A 19,459-nucleotide genomic window follows, 5' to 3' on the forward strand; every position below is an offset into this window, starting at 1 on the left:
ATTTGTACTTGATCAAGTAAATGGCATCAGAAACACCTCGGGCAAATACCTTCAGAAAAAAGAGTGAAAACTCTAAAAAGGCAGCTCCAAAAAAGGAAGGCATGAAATTGTCTTTGGGCAATTTCAAGTTTAAACAGTTGGGGATCACTGCAGGGATTGTTCTAATTTCAGTGAGTGTCTTTCTGGTTATTGCTTTTCTTTCTTATTTATTTAGCGGACCTGCAGACCAAAGTTTGGTCATGAATAATCCTGATCCAGCAGTACGAGAAGTGGCTCGGGATTCCCAAAACTGGGTTGGATATTTGGGAGCACAAGCTTCGCATTGGCTGATTTACCGATGGTTCGGAATCGCCGCCTTTCTTATCCCTCCCTTCTTATTTCTTTTAGGTATTCGCTGGACATTTCGGGTTGCCTTGATGTCATTGACCAGGTATTCGATTTTTGCGCTATTCTTTACCGCTTGGTTGGGACTGCTGGCAGGATATATCGTTATTTTGATTGAGGGGTATTCTTTCTGGGGATTTATTGCTGGGGGATTGGGTTATGAACTCGCCTTGTTGTCTTCAGAATTTTTGGGAATGGGGACTTTCATCCTGATCGCAGGTTCCCTACTGATTTTCATAGTGCTTTATTTTGGGTTAGAACAACTCAATTGGTTCTCTGCTAAACCCTATGAGGAGGAAGATTTAGCTTCTCCCGCTGCGAAAACATCCATTAATCCTTTCGCTTCTGATTTGGATGAGGAAATTTCCGATGAAAATGAACTCGAGGAAGAGGAGGTTTACGATTACGGAAGCCTGTGGGAAATCAAAAGTTCGGAAGAAGAGGAATCACCAGTCACTTCAAACAATGTTTCCTTAAGTCTAAATCCTTCTGCTGAGGAAATCGCCGAGGAAGATTTATTTGATGTGCCCCAAGTGAATTTGTTGGATGAAGGACTTCCTAAAAGCAAGGGGGTAAGTGAAGGTAATTTTACCGTTCAACAAGCACCAGAGGTTGAAAAAACCGCTGAGCAGGTTGAGAATCTGGATCCCTATGATCCGACACTGGATCTTCCAAGGTATCAATATCCGACCTTGGACTTGCTCAATGAGTATGATGTGAAAAAGGTGACAGTTTCTCGACAAGAACTCGAAGAAAACAAAGACAAAATCGTCACTACCTTGGAAAACTTCCAAATTGGAATCCAAGGAATTCAAGCCACTATTGGGCCTACCGTTACCTTATACGAGATTGTTCCAAATCCTGGGATCAAGATCAGTAAAATTAAGAATCTTGAAGATGACATTGCTTTGAGCTTGGCTGCATTGGGGATTCGAATCATAGCCCCGATTCCAGGAAAAGGTACGATCGGGATTGAAGTTCCAAATAAGAATCGCGAATTGGTGCCTGCCCGTGCGGTAATTGGAACCGAGAAGTTTATGAAGTCAGACAAAGATCTTCCGGTGGCTTTGGGTAAAACTATTTCCAATGAAGTCTTTGTCATGGATTTGGCCAAGATGCCCCACCTGTTAATGGCAGGTGCAACAGGCCAAGGAAAGTCAGTTGGGCTGAACATGATTTTGGCTTCCTTGATTTACAAGAAGCATCCTTCGCAATTGAAATTTGTCCTAGTAGATCCGAAAAAGGTAGAGTTGACACTTTTCAATAAGATAGAAAGGCATTTTCTAGCCAAGTTACCGGGATCCGAGGAAGCGATTATTACGGATACCAAAAAGGTAATCTACACCCTCAATTCATTGTGTATTGAGATGGATAACCGATACAACTTGCTCAAGGATGCAGGCTGTAGAAATCTAAAAGAGTATAATGCCAAGTTTATCGCAAGAAAACTGAATCCTGAAAAAGGGCATTACTTTATGCCTTATATCGTCTTGGTTATTGATGAGTTGGCCGATTTGATGATGACTGCAGGCAAGGAAATCGAAGCGCCAATTGCTCGCTTGGCTCAGCTAGCTCGTGCTATCGGTATTCATTTGGTGGTAGCTACTCAGCGACCTTCGGTTAATGTCATCACCGGTATTATTAAGGCCAATTTCCCAGCTAGACTTTCATTTAGAGTTACTTCTAAGATTGACTCTAGAACCATCCTTGATGCTGGAGGAGCAGATCAATTAATTGGAATGGGAGATATGCTTCTTTCCCAAGGCTCAGAAATGATTCGACTTCAATGTGCTTTTTTGGATACTCCAGAAGTGGATGCGATTTGCGATTGGATTGGAAATCAAAAGGGATATTCCTCAGCCTATTTGTTGCCGGAGTTCGAAGGAGAGGAAGGAGATGGCTCTGCCTCTGATGTTGATTTATCCGATCGAGATCCGCTTTTTGATGACGCAGCGCGACTGATTGTATTGCATCAGCAAGGCAGTACTTCGCTAATTCAACGGAAATTGAAACTTGGATATAATAGGGCGGGAAGAATCGTGGATCAGTTGGAAGCGGCCGGAATTGTAGGTCCTTTTGAAGGATCTAAGGCTAGAGAGGTCTTGGTTCAGGACGAGGCTAGTTTGGAACGGTTATTGAATAGTTTGTAGTTACCGAATTTCGGATAATTACTTTCTTTTCCATGAGATTAATCCCAGTAGTCCTACTCACCTTTCTTTCTCTGATTTTTTCGCCGAATCTACTGGCGCAAAAAGACCCTAAGGCCAAAACAATCCTAGATGGAATGGCTCAAAAGTACCAAAGCCTCAAAGGATTTACGGCAAGTTTTGATTATACCTTTCAAGATGCTGGAGGAGCCGGCGATCGGCAGACCGGAGAGATTGCCGTTTCAGGAGATAAATATCGACTCAAACTTCCCGACCAGGAAATCTACAACGACGGAAAAACGGTCTGGACTTTTATCCAATCCGATGGTTACAAAGAAGTTACGGTCAATGATGTTACTCAAATGGAGGGCGAATTGACTCCTTCGAATATTTACAAAATGTATCAAACGGGATTTAACTACCGACTTCTTGCCGATAAAACCTACCAAGGTAAAGCCGTTAATGTAGTTGAATTGATCGCCCAAAAACCGAATGCTCCCTTTAAGCAGGTAAAGTTGATGGTAGATAAAGCTACCAAAGACCTATTGGGTTGGGAAATGTCCGATGGGCAAGGAGGAGTTTTCTCATACTCTTTTAAAAACCTGAAAGCAGCACCAAGTTTACCGGCAGATTATTTCGTTTTTGATATCAAAAAACATCCTGGAATCGAGGTGATTGATTTGAGGTGAAATCAAACCTTTTTCGATTTTTTGTTTACCTGATTAAGGATTAATCTTTTCCTTTTTGAATTCCTCTACGATTTCCGCCATGGTGCCAATGGCTTCTTTTACTTTGGGGAAAATAGGTTCCAAAACCCAAATTACGCTCGGGGCTAATGGTTCGATGTATTGAAGGTATTCACTTTTAGCTCTCCATTCTCTTGGCATTTTCAAATCAAATTGAAGAGACAGCCACATAAAGAGACTAATAAAAAATCCGGATTTGATTATCCCTAAAATCGCTCCTGCAATGCTATCAAAACCACCAAGCAGGATCATATCCATCATTTTTTTCAATACCCAACCTGCAAGATTAACGATGATCAGGGTCAGAAAAAATACGATTAGGAAGGCCATGATTGGAAAGGCAAAGGTTAGTTCATCAGAGTGATCAGCCAACCATTGGCTCACAGGATCCATAAAATATACACCCAGAATAATGGCTAAAACAAAGCCTATGAGACCCACAATACTCAGCAACAAGCCTTTTTTGTAGCCCTCATAGGCTCCTAGTCCAATTAGGATCAATATGATGATATCAATTGGCGCCAAATCAACTATTGAGTAATGCTTTGACTTTATCTGCGATTGCTTTTCCGTCGGCTTTTCCTGCCAACTGCTTGCTCGCTACACCCATTACTTTTCCCATATCTTTTGGACCAGCTGCACCGGTAGAACTGATTATTTCCTGAATAGCAGCACTCAATTCTTCATCAGAAAGCGCCTTCGGCAAAAATTCTTGGATTACGGCTAATTCAGCTAATTCGACTTCCAAAAGGTCTGCCCGTCCTTGCTTTTCATAGATATCAGCAGAGTCTTTTCGCTGCTTGGCGGCTTTTGTCAAGAGCTTCATCTCGTCATCCGCACTCAAGGTTCCTGAAAAACCCTCTTTAGTCTCTTCCAACAAAATCATCGATTTGATGGCTCGCAATGCAGTTAATCTTACCTTGTCCTTGGCAATCATTGCGGATTTTATTTGACTTTCTACATTCTGCTTTAAACTCATTCGTCCTAAGTTTGTGTTACTACTTCAATACCGGGTAAAAATACCCCTTTTTCCTTGCCGATATGACAAAGCTGAGTGTAAATATCAATAAGATCGCCACCCTGCGCAATGCCCGGGGAGCCAATAATCCTGATGTAATTAAAGTTGCTCTAGATTGTGAGCGATTTGGTGCAGAGGGAATTACCGTACATCCACGGCCTGATGAGCGACATATTCGTTATCAGGATGCTGTGGATTTGGCTAAAGTGGTTACGACTGAGTTCAACATCGAGGGCTACCCTGATCAGCGATTTATGCAGTTGATCCGTGAAGTGAAGCCTGCTCAAGCGACTTTGGTTCCTGATCCGCCGAATGCCATCACCTCTAATACAGGATGGGATACCATTGCTCATCAGAGCATGCTGAAAGACATTGTGGCCGAGCTCAAAGAAATCGGCACGCGTGTATCCATTTTCATTAATCCTGAAGCGAAATATTTTGAGCCGGCCAAGCTTACAGGAACTGATCGGGTCGAACTGTATACGGAACCTTATGCTTCGAACTACCATCAAGATCGGGAGAAAGCTGTGAAATCCTATGTAGAGGTAGCCCATGTCGCCCGAGAATTGGGTTTGGGACTGAATGCTGGGCACGATTTGGATTTACATAATTTGGCCTACCTCAAGCAGCAGATTCCATTCTTGGAAGAAGTCTCGATTGGTCACGCGCTAATCTGCGATGCGCTGTACTACGGATTGGAAAACACCATTCAGATGTACAGGAGGCAGTTGGAGATTTGATTGAATTGAAAGATTGGAAAATTAGAAGTTGGAAGGTGGTAATGTTGGAAAGTTGTAAAGTTTCCTCGTATCGATGGCCTTCACTCTACCAAAGATCTCGTAAATCGTATTTCGTAAATCGTACTTTCAAAATGAAGCTTAACTTCAGAAAAAGTGGCTCCGGCCCTCCTCTCGTCATTCTCCATGGACTTTTTGGTTCGCTGGACAACTGGTTTTCCATCGCCAAGGAATTGGTCGAGCACTACACCTTGTACCTAGTCGATCAACGAAATCATGGAGACTCTCCCCATGCTGAGGAATGGAACTATGCCGTGATGGTGGAAGATTTAAAGGAATTGTTGGATGACGAAAGCCTGGAAAAAATCCACCTGATGGGCCATTCCATGGGAGGGAAGACCGTTATGAACTTTGCGGTTACCTACCCCGATCGAGTTGAGAAACTGATTGTGGCTGATATTGCACCGAGATTTTATCCGATTCACCATCAGACGATTTTGGAAGGATTGAATTCCCTGAATCTGAAGCAAATCAAATCCCGCAAAGAAGCCGATGATCAATTGGCAAAATACATTCCCGAACTGGGCGTGCGGCAGTTTTTGCTGAAAAGTCTGACCCGAGACAGCGAGGGCTTTGCATGGAAGATCAACCTGAAGGTCATCACCGAAAAGATTGAAAATGTAGGAGAAGCCTTGGATGAAGGTGCTGTTTTCGAAGGCCCAACCTTATTCCTTGCAGGAGCCAATTCCAACTATATCCAGCAAAAGGACTTGCCCGACTTGGAGGCCCATTTCCCAAATTACGAACTCGAGTTTATCCCCAATGCCGGTCACTGGCTCCATGCTGAGCAGCCTCATGCAGTCGTTGAGGAGATAAGGAGGTTTTTGGGCTAAAACGAAAAAGGGGTGAATCTGAATTTGATCTCACCCCTTTTTTTCAGCTTTCTGCCTTTAGCTTTCTGCCTTTCACTTCACCTTCTTCCCATGCTTAATTACCAGATCCACATTCTGGAGCAAATTAATGTAGCGAAGGACGTCTCCACGAACAGCAATAATGTCAGCGAATTTTCCTTCGGATATCGTCCCATAGTCCTTGTCCACTTTCATGGCTACTGCAGGCCAGTAGGTAGCCGCCTTAATCGTCAATAAGGGATCCATTCCAAACTGATTCACCCACACATCCAGCTCATTCCAAGTGCTTTGACTGTGGAATTTCATCGGAATGCCGCTGTCTGTTCCTACCAGCATCACCACGCCACTTTCTTTTAGCTGGGCAAATTTGCGGGTAAGAGTAGGTTTTCTTACTGGAGTAAGTTGGAAGTAAGACATTCTTCCTGGATATCTCAAAGAAGCTCTAATATCTCTTATAATCGAATCCGGTAATCCCAAATGCCAAGAGGGGTCGTCCAGCTTTTCGGGATTGTCACGGACATATTCATAATTCCAAAGGCCCTCCACGGTTGGCGTCCAGAACAGTGGACCTAGATTCATTTTGGCAGCCCGCTCTTTCATCATCCGCATGATGTCTTCGGGATATTCCGGTGCCGAACTCAAACCCGTATGTTCAAAATTATCCACGCCGATCTGCAAGCCGATTCGGATTTCGTCTGGACGATGGGAGTGGCCTACGACCATTTTTCCGTACTTATGAGCTTCATCGACTACTGCTTTGGCTTCCTCTAGGGTCATCTGATCCTGATCGATCAGCTTGATCACATCCACTCCGGCATCGATCAGTTTTTTGACTTTGGCGCGCGCATCGGCAGCTCCATTGACTCCCCAGCGGAAGGCTTCTGTGCCGGGATAGGGCGCTTTTTGGATAAAAGGGCCAGAAACATAAATGGTCGGACCGGGGATTTCACCTCGGTTAATCTTTTCTCGGACATTGATGCTGGGTTCCAAAGGGGCCCCCAAATCTCTGGTGCTAGTAACTCCAGCCATTAATAATTGATGCGCAGAAGAAGGCATGATGACTGATTCCAATACGTCCAAATAGGTCGTGTCCCAATGGGTGTAATCGCTGTGACCATTGAGCATCAGGTGCACGTGCATATCCCAAAGTCCAGGAAGGACGCTCATTCCCTCAGTGGAAATAACTTCTGCATCTGCCGGTATTTTCAGACTTCCAACTTGCCCCACGGCTTTGATCCGCTCGCCTTCGACGATGATGACCGAATTGCGAATGGGAGTGCCTCCAAAACCGTCGATTAGGGTGCCGCCGACGAGGGCTTTTAAGTTTTGGGAGAAGGCTTGGAACGAAAGCAAATACAAAAGGCCGAGTGTAAGTATTCTAATCTTCATGTCAGAATTAGGGAAGCTGATAATGATCAAAAAGGTAATGATTTTGACTGTTTAATTTTAACTTTCGCCCCCATTATCTCTTTCTGATAAAATGCCCAAAGGAAAGCTTTTCTTAATCCCTAGTGTCTTGGCTGAAAATACCGCCCATTGGGTGATTTCTCCCCAAGTACAGGAAGTCATCGCCCATACCAAGATCTTTTTGGTTGAAAATCCACGCTCTGCCCGCCGCTATATTTCCAGTCTAAAGCTCGGGGTTAATATTGAAGAATTGCATCTGGAGATCTTGGACAAAGACACCAAGCCGGAGCAATTACCCCGCCTGATGCTTCCGCTGATGAACGGGGCGGATATTGGGGTGATTTCCGAAGCGGGATGTCCGGGAATCGCCGACCCAGGAGCCTTGGCTGTTGCCTATGCCCACCAAAAGGGAATTCAGGTCGTACCCATTTCCGGGCCTAGTTCTATGTTTTTGGCATTGATGGGTTCTGGCTTCAATGGACAGTCGTTCGCATTTCATGGCTATTTGCCTATCGATAAAAAAGACAGAGCTATCGCTGTCAAAAAACTCGAATCTGAGTCGATTCGGGAAAAACGCGCTCAAATTTTTATGGAAACGCCTTTTCGTAACAACCAACTCTTGGAAGATTTACTTTCCACTTTAGGTCCTCACACTAAGCTTTGCATTGCCAAAAACCTCACAGCTTCAGATGAATTTATTCAAACCAAAACTGTTGCCGATTGGAAAAATCATCCCGTTGATCTGCATAAAGTCCCTACTGTATTTGTCCTTCAAGCCTTCTAAGCCATGTTTACCATAGACGCGCACCTCGACTTGAGTATGAATGCCCTCGAGTGGAATCGGGACCTCACCCGACCTGTTGCCGAGATCAATGCCCGCGAAAAAGGCCTGAGCGACAAACCCGACCGGGGAAATGCAACCGTCTCTCTTCCTGAGCTTCGCAATGGAAATATCGGGCTGGTAGTGGCAACACAGATCGCCCGATTCGTGGCACCGGAAAATCCCCTTCCGGGTTGGCATTCGCCAGAGCAAGCCTGGGCTCAGACTCAAGGTCAATTGGCTTGGTATCGTGCCATGGTCGAAAAGGGCGAAATGACCCAAATCCGAAATTGGAGCGAGTTGGAAGCGCACTTGGCTCACTGGAATCAAGGCGAGGACAAAAGCCAAAAGCCGGTGGGATTTATCCTTTCACTGGAAGGAGCTGACTCGATTGTGAATTTGGATTATTTGGAAAAAGCCTACGAAAGCGGGCTTCGTGCTTTAGGTCCTGCACATTATGGACCGGGACGATATGCCTTTGGGACAGATTCTTCTGCGCCTTTGAGTCAGCAAGGAAAAGACTTGGTGAAGAAAATGGATGAGCTCGGGATTATTTTGGATGCCACTCACCTCTGTGATTTGGCATTTTGGGATGCTTTGGAGATTTACCAAGGGCCAGTATGGGCAAGTCACAACAACTGCCGCGCACTGGTCGATCACAACCGACAGTTTTCCGACGAGATGATCAAAGCGCTGGTCGATCGAGGTGCAGTGATCGGTGGAGCATTCGATGCATGGATGCTAAGTCCAGGTTGGGTGAGAGGGAAAAGCACTCCGAAAGAGCGAAATGTCACTATCTCAACGGTTTTGGATCACTTAGATCACATTTGTCAGATTGCGGGAAATGCCAATCACATCGGAATCGGATCGGACTTGGATGGTGCTTTTGGAACTGAGCAAAGTCCGGCAGACTTGGAGACTATTGCTGATTTGCAGAAAATCCCAGACCTCCTTCGGGCTAGAGGTTATTCGGAGATAGATCTAGAAAAAGTCATGCATGGCAATTGGCTACGTTTTCTGGAGAATGCTTGGAAGTAGTTTGGAAGTTTTTGGCTAAATCCAAGAATTATCTTTTGCATAAGTGGTCTTAAATGAATTATTTGCACCTGTGTATCGCCCAACCTTTAGTATATGAAAAATAGATATTTACTGATTTTAGCGCTTCTTTTAGCTTCCTCCCACTTCGCTTTTTCCCAGAAATTATTGCTTATGGCGAATCATAGCGATGCCAAGTTTACCTTGTTAAATGATTATGATGACTCGGATAAACAGGAAATTGGGACTGGTACAGTTGAATTGAAATTGGAGAAAGATTCCAAAAACCGGGTAAAAATTTCAAAGCCAGGTTACCAAAGTGTCTTCAAGGAATACAACAAAGACCTCAAATGGGACAAGGAACAACGCATTACTTTGGATACCCGCCAAGTAGATATTTCTGTAGAGCCCTTTGATGCGGAAATCTTTGTAGATGGTCGTTTGATCGGCACCAAAGCAATTTTTCTTTACATCGTCAAAGACAGGTTTTTAACAGTTGAAATTAGAAAGCCAGGGTTTGCGACCGTTTCAAAAGTGTATTACAATCAGCCAGATCGTGAAACTCCTCCATTTAAAGATCATTTTGTTTTGAAAGATCGTCAAGTGAGATTGGAAGTTTTGCCGGCTGATGCCTCAGTAAGCACCAATGGAATTACCCTTGGAAGAGGAAATCAAGATATTACGATTCCTTTTGGAGATTGTGTGACGACTACTGTTACCAAAGAGGGCTATGTGAATTATGAGAAAGTGTTTTGTAACAAGCAAGGCGATCCAGAGCCTCCAATTAGAGACAAGGCGGTTCTTGAGGATCGATTAGTAAAAATCACGACGGCTCCTAATGATGCAGCCATAGAAATTTCAGGGAAGCGGGTTGGAAATGGATCTTATGATTTAAAAGTTCCTAAAAATTCCTGTGTGGAAATTCGAGTGACTCGAGATGGTTTTGTGCAATACACTAAAAACTACTGTAATCAAGTGAGCATGCAAGAGCCTCCTTTGACAGATTTCTTGGAATTGCCAGTGGATGAAGCCTACACTTCTTCAGTTTCGTCTGATTTGGCAAACGTTCGAATTACGATTCCGGTGCGTGCAGGCATTGCTCCTGAGGAAGCATGGAAAGTGCTTAGTTCGATTATTACGGGCTATTTTGACATTCTTGAAACTGTCGATTATAACACAGGCTATTTGACTACATCTTGGCAAGTTCAAAACTTCATGTCGAGTATTATCCGGACACGGGTCATTGTGTCCACAGGTGGAAATACGGATCAAGTGGCCTATGCTGTTAAACTCGTGAGCCAAGAAGCAAAAGTTTTTGGAGATGAAAAAGTCACCGTCAAGGACGATGAAAAATTCCAAGATTGGGCGAGGATTCTTAAAAAGTATGATGGGTTGATTCAGGAAATCCAAGCGAGATTGCAATAATCTCAAACCCCTATCAGCAAAGGCCCCGAATTTTTAGAAATCGGGGCTTTTTGTTTTCCAAAGGTTTTCCCAACCCAAGCCTTTGAAATGTGGGCCAATTACAGCTTCTTCCATGTTATAGGATGGGGTGACTGTATTCCACTCCATAATTTTTATTCGGTCATTTTCATCCACTGTCATATCCCAGGCGATAAGCCCAAATTGGGGGTTTTGATCGTGGAGTTTCTCACAAAAGGCTTTGATTTCCTGATACTTCGGGATTTGACGGGCATTTAGAGGAACTTGAGTTTCTGTATGTCTAACTACCATTTCCCAATCTCCAATAAAACCGAAGTCATGAGTTCGGCCATCTTGGATTCGAATCGCAAATCGGATGCAATGATCTTCATAAATAAAAGGGACACCCTCCAAACCAATTCGGATTGCAGACTGGACGACCTTTGCCTGATTTTGAAAAGGCTTGTAGGTAGTCACTCGTAAACTGGGTACACAAGCGGGGCTAATTTCTTTAAAAAATGGATGAGGAGTTATCGGCGATTGAATTACAAAATTTCCAAGAACATCTAAATCTAATCTTGAAAATTTCTCTCGATCCACCTTCATCAGGCCTCCTCCTCTTGAAGTGTGATCTTCTTTGAGAAATACAAAAGGATGATCCTTAAATAGCGTTTGGCTTAAGGTGTGAAAGTCTGTTTTTTCGCCAGTCGCTAGAAGCCAGCTCCCCTGCACCCGGTAAGCTAAATCGGGTAGGGCATCCGTATTCAGGAATTTTTGTGTCAGGGTTTTTATTTTCCCAAGCGGTTGTAATGATCCATTTAATCTGGGATAAACGATGCGTGCTAAATAATCCAAGGGCATCCAGCCTTCCAAAAATTCCCCCCGGCATGCGGTGAATACTTTAAGCCATGCCGAAAAGGAAGCATTGCCTAAAACATCTGCAGCATAGGTTTCAATTTCTTGTTCTTGTTTGGCACTTAAGGCGTGATAGGGAAGCTGACGAATTAGCGATTGATAAGCCTTCGTTGCACCTAGTTGATAATAGGCATCGGTGGCTTGATTTCGCCTTTTTTCTTGGTTTTGCCGGTAGAGCTGTTTAAGGTTTGATATCATCTTGTTCCAGAAGAAATCTTCCAAAGATTTTCCCAGCCCAAATTTTTAAAATGAGGGCCTGTTGCTGATTCAGAAAAAACGATTCCTGGCTCATCTGAATTCCATTCGATAAGCTGGGCTTTTCCTTCTTGATTGATTGAGACATCCCAGCCGATTAGCTGGACATGTGGCAATCGGTCATGAGTTTGCTCACAGAGAGCAACTGCCTCTAGAAAATTTGGAATAGATTTTCCGCTAAAAGTTGCCCCTGTATCTGGGTGTTTTTCCAAAATCCCCCAACCTGCAGTAGTTGCTGTATCAAAAAAACTTCCGTCTTCAATTCTAATTGGGACTCGAATGCAATCTTTGGTATAAATGTATTCCATCCCTTTTCGACCCACCCTGAGACCTGTAAGTTTATTTGTTGCCGGTTCTCCAGGAGGCTTGACAGTGGTGATCCGTATTGTGGCTACTGCTCCGGGACTAAACTCTTCCAAAAGGGGATGCTGAAAGATGGGAGACTGGATAACAAAATCTCCAGCTTGCTTAAAATCAAACTGGTCGAAACCTTCTGGAGTCAATTTGATGACTCCATTTCCCTGGAATGAAAAATCCTTTTTAAGGAAAACAATCGGATTTTGGTCAAAACACAAAGCCCTTACTTCTTGAAACGAAATTGGTTGACCAAATCGATTGGACCAACATCCTCTGATATAATAGACCAAGTCAGGAAGAGCTTCAGTTTGAAGGATTCGCTTTGACAAGGTTTTACGATCACTTAGTCTTCTGAAATCTCCATTGATAGCTGGGCAGACAATTCTTCCTAAGTAATTGTCGGGAATCCAGCCCTCTTTAAACTCCCCTTGAAATGCAGAATAGACCTTTAACCAAGGAGCAAACTCTTTTCCTCCCAGCACTTCTTTCGCATAGGTTTCGCACTTGGATATTTGGGCAGGGCTTAAGTTTTTTCCTTGATTCAGGAGGCTTTGTAGTGCTTTATCGGCTTTGATATGATGGGGTTGATCGTATAATTTTTGCCACCTACGGATCCGTGATTTTCGGTAGATCCGTTTCAAAAGCTTTAGACTATTCATAGATAAATGAGGAATGACTAAAAGTCGGGAATTCTATCGAAAAAAAATGGAAAAAATTCCAACTGAAAAAACCATATATCAATCGATTTCCTAAGGTATTTAGTTGTTTAGGTTCAGCTAATCAGGGAATTGGGTTTTTTTAACCCTTTCAAACTTTGTAATTTTTTCAAAATTTTCTCTTAGCAATATTCCCATACCCGATAACCTGATGCGTAAACCCCAACTTTCTTTTTCCCAGATCATCAACATGAATGTTGGTTTCTTTGGGATTCAGTACAGCTTTGGTCTTCAGCAAAGTGCTGTAAATCCGATCTATGACATGCTCGGTGCAGCACCCGATGAAATTCCGATTTTAAACTTGGCAGGCCCAATGACCGGGTTATTGATTCAACCTATCATTGGAGCATTGAGTGATAGTACTTGGAGTCCGAAATATGGTCGACGAAAGCCCTATTTCTTCATTGGTGCTTTGCTTTGTAGCATCTGTTTATTTTTCTATCCATTCAGTAGTTCACTATGGATGGCTGCGGGATTACTTTGGGTCCTTGACGCAGCCAATAACACGGCGATGGAGCCCTATCGAGCGCTGATCGCAGATTCCCTTCCTGAGGAGCAATATGGCCAAGGGTTTTTGACTCAAAGTTTCTTCACAGGCTTAGGAATTACCTTGGCAAACATTTCCTTGTTTGTCTTTCAGATTTTCTTCAAAGGGACCATTGGATCACTTCCAATGTGGGTGTATGCCTCTTTCTTTTTGGGGACGATTTGTTCTATCACCTCCGTGATGTGGAGTATTTCCAAAACACCTGAATATCCGCCTTCGGACGAAGAATTAGCAGCTCTTCGCCAACGAAATGAGGGCATGCCACCTCCCGCCGTTCAGTTCTTCCTTTCAATTCTGACTACTTTGGTCGCCTATTTAGTTTTTCTGATCCTGTTGGTTCCTTCCATTTTTGATCGAAAGATTATCCGAAAAACCATTCACTGGGCGGAGACAAATCCCACCACCAAGGTCTTGTTCGCTCAAAATCTCGAAATCATCGAAGCCATAATTCAAATGCCATCTGTCATGTGGAAGTTGGCCTTAGTTTACCTCTTCCAATGGTATGCGCTGTTTTGTTATTGGCAAAATGCCGCCAAATCCATTGCACTTTCTGTTTGGGGTGCGACCCCTTCCAGCGATCCTGAAAAATACGAACAAGCTGTGGGTTGGACTGGACTAGTTAACGGCTGGTATAATATCGTAACGTTTCTTTCGGCGTTTTTTCTTGTCGGACTAGCCAAGAAATTCGGTCCAAAAACCGTCCATTTCTTGTGTTTGATTTTAGCAGGCGTGGGTTTGATTTTATTTCCAATGATTGAAAATAAATACCTGCTTTTTGCACCTATGACTGGATTTGGAATCGCTTGGGCCAGTATGATGGGCGTTCCCTATCTATTGGTTGTGAATGAAATTCCAAAGGAGCGATACGGAGTTTACATGGGAATCATCAATATGATGATTGTGATTCCGATGATATTGCAGACCCTCTCTTTTGGCTTTATTTCCAAAAACTTCCTTGGAAATGATGCCGGGCAAGCGGTGACTTTCGCAGGAGTATTGTTACTGATTGCTGCTGCGGCCACTCTTTTGATCAAAGACAATAAGAAAATGGATGAAACAACAGTGATTGTTTCATCAGGCCATTGATAAACCTATCTCTAGATTACCTTACATGACTACCGAATTATTCCTTCAGGAAAAAATCAACGAACTGTTGGAAATCCATCAGCTGGATGCTCTGAAAAAAGATCAAGCATTTGTAGACCGGCTTTGGAACCATTTACCTAAAATTCATAGGCTTTTTGGGGAGATTTATGCCTCTCACCATCAGGCCGAACCCCAGTTTATTGAGCTGATTTCAAGTTTGATTAAAGCCTATCAATCACGTGAAAGTTCTCTCAAGAAACGTGATGCTGAAAAAGCCAAGCAAGATGGTTGGTTTCTAAGCAATCAATTAGCTGGGATGAGTTTATACGTGGATCGCTTTGCCGGGAATTTGAAAAAAATGCCGGAAAAGCTGACGCACCTGGAGGAGTTAGGGGTAAATTTTCTCCACCTCATGCCCATTTTTCAAAGTCCAGAAGGTGAAAGTGATGGAGGATATGCGGTATCTGATTTCCGAACAGTCGACTCAAGGTTTGGATCTTTAGAAGACCTTATCGCGCTTCGCAAAAAGATGCACAGCAAAGGCATGAATCTAATGTTGGATATTGTGCTGAATCATACTTCTCACCATCACGAGTGGGCGCAGAAAGCCAAGCAAGGAGATCCATATTACCGAGACTTTTTCTATACCTATCCAGACCGGTGGATGCCAGATGAATTTGACCGAAGTATGCCTGAGATTTTCCCAGAGGCAGCTCCCGGCAATTTTACTTGGTCAGAAGAAATGGGTCGATGGGTAATGACGGTGTTCCACCGGTATCAGTGGGATTTGAATTACACCAATCCCGTTGTTTTCAAGGAAATGATGGATACGGTATTGTTTTACGGGAATTTGGGGGTGGATCTTCTCCGCATCGATGCACCAGCCTTTATCTGGAAACAGCCAGGTACTTCCTGCCAAAACTTGCCGGAAGCGCATACTTTGCTTCGATTGATCAAGCAATGTGTACTGGTAGCTACTCCTGGAATGGCGATTTTGGGTGAGGCTATCGTGGCTCCAAAGGAAATCATGAAGTATTTCGGTACGGGAGAATTCATAGCTCAGGAATGTGATTTTGCTTACAATGCCACTCAAATGGCCTTGCAATGGGATATGTTGGCTTCGGGCGAGACCAAAGTAATGCTTGCCGCCCAACACGAAATTCTTCAGAAACCTTACGGTACTTCTTGGATTACCTATACCCGATGCCATGATGATATTGGCTTGGGATACGATGACTACATGATTGCCCATGCAGGCAAAGAACCCTATCAGCATCGTAAATTTTTGAAAGAATACTATTCTTATTCTGGAGATCAATGGATGAGTCCTGCTCGTGGTGCGCTTTTTTCCTCTAATCCGAAAACTGGCGATGCCAGAATTAGCGGTACGCTTGCATCCTTGTGTGGATTAGAAAAGGCCTTGATTGAAGGAAATGGTCCAGCCATTGATCAAAGCATTCAAAAAATCCTAATGATGCAGGCGCATTCCATTTTCTTGGGCGGATTACCGATGCTATTTTATGGAGACGAAGTGGGCTATACCAATGATTATAGCTTCCAAAATGATCCTGGTAAATATTACGACAATCGATGGATGCACCGTCCTATCATTGATTGGGAAAAAGTAAACCGGAAAAAGGTAGATGGTACCGTCGAGAATCAACTCTTTGAAGGGACTAAAAAGCTACTTTCCATTCGAAAATCTCAGGATGTTTTTGCGGATTTGAGCAATATCACCTGGATGAGTCCGCACAATATTCATGTTGCAGGATTTGTTCGCCGAAAAGGGAATGACCGGGTGTACTGCCTGTTTAATTTCAGCGATCGTGCAGCCTATCTCACCTGGTATGCCTTTAAAGAGCAAGGAGAGGGAGCCACAGCGCTCTGGGATCTTTGGGGAGAAAAAATTCATACCATTGGAGCAGATAATGAATACTTGATCTTGCCTCCTTATGGATTCTGCATCATGACGCCGCAGGGTTAAACATTAAAAAGCCTTCCTAGATTTAATCCAGGAAGGCTTTTATCATTTTTGGGAGGATTCCCGGATAATGAGTTCCGTTTTAATTTCATGAAACTCATCCGTTACGGGGTCCTGATTTTTGAGAATTTCAATTAATAGTTCCGCAGCTTTACTTCCCATTGCTTTTCCATGCTGATCGACCGAACTTAAAGTCGGACTGGTATAATCTGAAAGCATCCAGTTGCTAAATCCCATAATTCCGACTTGCTGGGGAATTGCAATCGATTTGGATTGGAGGTGTTTCATCGCTCCAAGCGCTACCACATCTGTAATACAGAAGATCGCATCTGGCGCATTTCCACTTTCCATAAGTTCCTTCGTGAATTCCATTCCTTCTTTTTCGGAGATTTCCCAGCAGTTTTTAACCCAATCTTCCCGGAACTCCAAGCCATGGTCTTCGATCGCTTTTCGATAACCCTTGTAGCGTTCATGGGCATTTTTTACATCCATTCTGCCGCTCAAATGGGCAATCTTGCGGTATCCTTGTTTGATCAAATGGGTAACAGCATCATAGGCACTTTGAAAATCATCCACCACCAATTTTGGGCTAACCAGGTAGTCTGTGATCTTATCAAATTGGACGACGGGCTTTCCTTCATCCAAAAAAGCTTGAAGGTGCTCTGCCTCTTTGGTTTCATTGGAAACTGAGATCAATAAGCCATCCACTCCCATTCCGAGCAGGTGTTGGCTGGCTCGAATTTCGTCTTTTAGCATGTCCTGCGATTGTGCTAAGATGATGCTGTAGCCGTGTTTTTTGGCGGTTTCCATGGCTCCATCAATCGTCGTGGAGAAAAAGTGATGAACGATCTGAGGTACAATCATTCCCAAAATGGAGGTACGGTTTTTTCGGAAATTCACCGCCATGGTATTGGGAATGTAATTGTGCTTTTCAGCATAATCCTTGACCATCTGAATCGTTTCTTCGGAGAGCGAAGGATAGCCATTCAGCGCCCTTGAAACGGTGGAGGGTGATAGGTTTAATTCCTTGGCAATATCCTTAAGCGTAATTTTCCGTTTTTCAGCCATTAGACAGGGTATAGTTATTAAGTTCTTTTCAAGGGAGAAAGTACTAATATTCTATTGCAGTTCCACTATCCATTTTTCCATTGATCTATTTTTTGTTCAAGATCAGGCCTAAAAATCGGTATATTATGGTCAAACATTAAACCCAAAATCTATGACCCCGATTGTCCAGATCTCCTTGGATCTGACCAATATTGACGAAGCTCTTGAAACTGCTGCTCTGGCGCTTCGAGCTGGAGTGGATTGGCTGGAAGCTGGTACCCCTTTAATTCTTGCAGAAGGTCTTCATGGCGTTCGAAAACTTCGTGAAGCTTTTCCCGGAACTCCCATTGTTGCTGATCTGAAAACCATGGATGGAGGTTATCTAGAGGCCGAAATGATGGCTAAAGCTGGAGCTACCCACGTGGTGGTCATGGCTCGAGCCCATGCCGAAACGATAAAATGTGTGGTCCAAGCAGGTAAAGATTTTGGCGTAAAAGTCATGGGAGATAACATGATTTGTCCCGATATGGTGGAGGGAGCTAAGTTTTTGGAAGATCTGGGTTGTGATTATGTGATTCATCACATTGGTTATGATGAGCGAAGGGGAATTGCTGCAGCAGGTCATCGAATGCCAAGTCCGCTCGATCAACTTCGTGAAGTTGTAGCTGCGGTGAATATCCCTGTTCAGGCTGTCGGAGGTCTTTCTCTGGAGCAGGCAATCCAATGCCCACAATATGGAGCCCCACTGGTTGTATTAGGCGCGCCGCTGACTATTGATGCCGATTCTTTCAAGACTGCAGATGGAGATCTCGAAATATCCCTCAGAATGATCTGTGAAGCCATCCATGCCCAAACCACCGTTTTCCCCTCTAACTCATAAGCCATGTCCAGCACCAAAATACCCGCCGTAGTCAACTACTCCGAGCAAAAGCATTCAGTAGAAATTCGTGAAATCCCTGTCCCTGAAATCGGCGAGGAAGATATCCTTCTTGAGGTCGAAAATGTCGGTGTTTGCGGCAGTGACTTGCATCAGTGGACTTCTGACCACAGTTGGCCGGTAAATTATCCGGTGGTCATGGGGCACGAGTTTGGAGGGAAAATAGCCGCTTTGGGCTCCCGTGTATCAGGCTGGAAAGTCGGAGATCGAGTGGTCTCTGAAACTGCTGCCGTAATCGACTCCCTTAATCCTATGAGTAAAGTCGGGCTCTACAATTTAGACCCAACTCGAAAAGGATTTGGCTATGGAGTCAATGGAGCCATGACCCGGTTTGTGCGGGTGCCAGCAAGATGCTTACACAACGTCCCCGAGAATTTATCCTTTGAAGAAGCCTGCCTGACCGAACCCTGTTGTGTCGCTTTCAATGCCTTGGTGGGTAATTCCCACATCAAACCTGGAGATCGGGTCATTGTGATCGGGCCTGGAACAATCGGGATTCTATGTGCTGCCGTAGCCCGACTCTGCGGAGCTGAAGTGGCAGTCTTGGGATTAGAGGCAGATCGAGGTAGATTAGAAATTGCTAAAAATGCCTACGGCTGTGATCCATTAATTGGGGAAGATGTGGCAGAAGCTTGGGCGAGGAAAAGAGATGGACTAGGAGCTGATCTGATCGTGGACGCTGCAGGACATAGCATTACCTTAAGGACTGCGATGAAACTTGTCCGCCCCAATGGGCAAATTACCAAAGTTGGATGGGGACCACAGCCTCTAAATTTTTCCATTGATCCTATTGTTCAGAAAAATGTGCGCCTTCAGGGGAGCTTTAGTCACAACTGGCCAATCTGGGAGCGAGTGATTGCATTACTGGCCAGTGGGGCTTTAAACGTGAAGCCGATTATTGGTGGGGTTTGGTCGATTACTGATTGGCACGAGGCATTTGAAAAAATGCATACTGGACAAATTGTAAAAGCAGTATTAAAGCCAGTTTAAC

General features: G+C 44.0%; 17 protein-coding genes. 11 read left to right on the forward strand and 6 right to left on the reverse strand.

Going from position 1 to position 19,459, the window contains the following annotated elements; genetic code table 11:
• Positions 1 to 20 precede the first annotated feature (20 nt).
• Both AO498_RS04505 and lolA1 read left to right on the forward strand, forming a co-directional pair.
• Positions 21 to 2,534, forward strand: coding sequence for a DNA translocase FtsK (locus tag AO498_RS04505; RefSeq protein ID WP_067544208.1), 2,514 nt, complete (start codon positions 21 to 23; stop codon positions 2,532 to 2,534).
• Positions 2,535 to 2,566: 32 nt separating this feature from the next.
• Positions 2,567 to 3,220: an outer membrane lipoprotein periplasmic chaperone LolA1 gene (lolA1, locus tag AO498_RS04510; RefSeq protein ID WP_067544210.1), complete on the forward strand. Its 654-nt coding sequence runs from the start codon at positions 2,567 to 2,569 to the stop codon at positions 3,218 to 3,220.
• A 33-nt stretch (positions 3,221 to 3,253) separates the two neighbouring features.
• On the opposite strand, the gene AO498_RS04515 is transcribed toward lolA1, so the two are convergent.
• Positions 3,254 to 3,802, reverse strand: a complete 549-nt coding sequence (locus AO498_RS04515) for a CvpA family protein (protein ID WP_157883966.1) — start codon at positions 3,800 to 3,802, stop codon at positions 3,254 to 3,256.
• Between the two features lies 1 nt (position 3,803).
• Positions 3,804 to 4,256 (reverse strand): GatB/YqeY domain-containing protein, encoded by a 453-nt coding sequence (locus AO498_RS04520; protein ID WP_067544213.1) that lies wholly within the window; start codon positions 4,254 to 4,256, stop codon positions 3,804 to 3,806.
• 62 nt (positions 4,257 to 4,318) lie between these two features.
• Here AO498_RS04520 and AO498_RS04525 point away from each other — a divergent pair, with 62 nt between their 5' ends.
• Together AO498_RS04525 and AO498_RS04530 are read left to right on the forward strand one after the other, a co-directional pair.
• The gene (locus AO498_RS04525) at positions 4,319 to 5,035 is read left to right on the forward strand and encodes a pyridoxine 5'-phosphate synthase (RefSeq protein ID WP_067544215.1); all 717 of its coding nucleotides are present in this window, start codon (positions 4,319 to 4,321) and stop codon (positions 5,033 to 5,035) included.
• 131 nt (positions 5,036 to 5,166) lie between these two features.
• Positions 5,167 to 5,925: an alpha/beta fold hydrolase gene (locus AO498_RS04530; protein WP_067544217.1), complete on the forward strand. Its 759-nt coding sequence runs from the start codon at positions 5,167 to 5,169 to the stop codon at positions 5,923 to 5,925.
• Positions 5,926 to 5,997: 72 nt separating this feature from the next.
• On the opposite strand, the gene AO498_RS04535 is transcribed toward AO498_RS04530, so the two are convergent.
• Positions 5,998 to 7,332, reverse strand: coding sequence for an amidohydrolase family protein (locus tag AO498_RS04535; protein WP_067544219.1), 1,335 nt, complete (start codon positions 7,330 to 7,332; stop codon positions 5,998 to 6,000).
• A 91-nt stretch (positions 7,333 to 7,423) separates the two neighbouring features.
• Here AO498_RS04535 and AO498_RS04540 point away from each other — a divergent pair, with 91 nt between their 5' ends.
• The 3 genes from AO498_RS04540 to AO498_RS04550 all read left to right on the forward strand — a co-directional run bounded on the left by AO498_RS04540 (position 7,424) and on the right by AO498_RS04550 (position 10,630).
• Complete coding sequence (locus AO498_RS04540) at positions 7,424 to 8,134, forward strand: SAM-dependent methyltransferase (RefSeq protein ID WP_067544221.1); 711 nt, start codon at positions 7,424 to 7,426, stop codon at positions 8,132 to 8,134.
• Between the two features lie 3 nt (positions 8,135 to 8,137).
• A complete protein-coding gene (locus tag AO498_RS04545; protein WP_067544223.1) occupies positions 8,138 to 9,208 on the forward strand; it encodes a dipeptidase in 1,071 nt (356 codons plus the stop codon).
• A 93-nt stretch (positions 9,209 to 9,301) separates the two neighbouring features.
• A complete protein-coding gene (locus tag AO498_RS04550) occupies positions 9,302 to 10,630 on the forward strand; it encodes a hypothetical protein (protein ID WP_067544225.1) in 1,329 nt (442 codons plus the stop codon).
• A gap of 33 nt (positions 10,631 to 10,663) precedes the next feature.
• On the opposite strand, the gene AO498_RS04555 is transcribed toward AO498_RS04550, so the two are convergent.
• A complete protein-coding gene (locus AO498_RS04555) occupies positions 10,664 to 11,740 on the reverse strand; it encodes a sugar-transfer associated ATP-grasp domain-containing protein (protein WP_067544227.1) in 1,077 nt (358 codons plus the stop codon).
• The gene (locus tag AO498_RS04560; protein ID WP_067544229.1) at positions 11,737 to 12,813 is read right to left on the reverse strand and encodes a sugar-transfer associated ATP-grasp domain-containing protein; all 1,077 of its coding nucleotides are present in this window, start codon (positions 12,811 to 12,813) and stop codon (positions 11,737 to 11,739) included. Before AO498_RS04560 ends, AO498_RS04555 begins: the two co-directional genes overlap by 4 nt.
• A 208-nt stretch (positions 12,814 to 13,021) precedes the next feature.
• Between AO498_RS04560 and AO498_RS04565 the strand changes: the two genes are divergently transcribed.
• Positions 13,022 to 14,503, forward strand: coding sequence for an MFS transporter (locus AO498_RS04565; RefSeq protein WP_067544231.1), 1,482 nt, complete (start codon positions 13,022 to 13,024; stop codon positions 14,501 to 14,503).
• A 25-nt stretch (positions 14,504 to 14,528) separates the two neighbouring features.
• Positions 14,529 to 16,487, forward strand: a complete 1,959-nt coding sequence (locus AO498_RS04570) for an alpha-amylase family glycosyl hydrolase (RefSeq protein ID WP_067544233.1) — start codon at positions 14,529 to 14,531, stop codon at positions 16,485 to 16,487.
• Between the two features lie 42 nt (positions 16,488 to 16,529).
• Here AO498_RS04570 and AO498_RS04575 read toward each other — a convergent pair whose 3' ends face one another.
• Complete coding sequence (locus AO498_RS04575) at positions 16,530 to 17,552, reverse strand: LacI family DNA-binding transcriptional regulator (RefSeq protein ID WP_067544235.1); 1,023 nt, start codon at positions 17,550 to 17,552, stop codon at positions 16,530 to 16,532.
• Positions 17,553 to 17,703: 151 nt separating this feature from the next.
• Between AO498_RS04575 and AO498_RS04580 the strand changes: the two genes are divergently transcribed.
• Together AO498_RS04580 and AO498_RS04585 are read left to right on the forward strand one after the other, a co-directional pair.
• On the forward strand, positions 17,704 to 18,411 hold the full coding sequence (locus tag AO498_RS04580) for an orotidine 5'-phosphate decarboxylase / HUMPS family protein (RefSeq protein ID WP_067544237.1): 708 nt from the start codon (positions 17,704 to 17,706) through the stop codon (positions 18,409 to 18,411).
• A 3-nt stretch (positions 18,412 to 18,414) separates the two neighbouring features.
• Positions 18,415 to 19,458, forward strand: coding sequence for a zinc-binding dehydrogenase (locus AO498_RS04585; RefSeq protein WP_067544239.1), 1,044 nt, complete (start codon positions 18,415 to 18,417; stop codon positions 19,456 to 19,458).
• Position 19,459 lies beyond the last annotated feature (1 nt).

Source organism: Algoriphagus sanaruensis, from assembly GCF_001593605.1.
Lineage (GTDB): Bacteria > Bacteroidota > Bacteroidia > Cytophagales > Cyclobacteriaceae > Algoriphagus > Algoriphagus sanaruensis.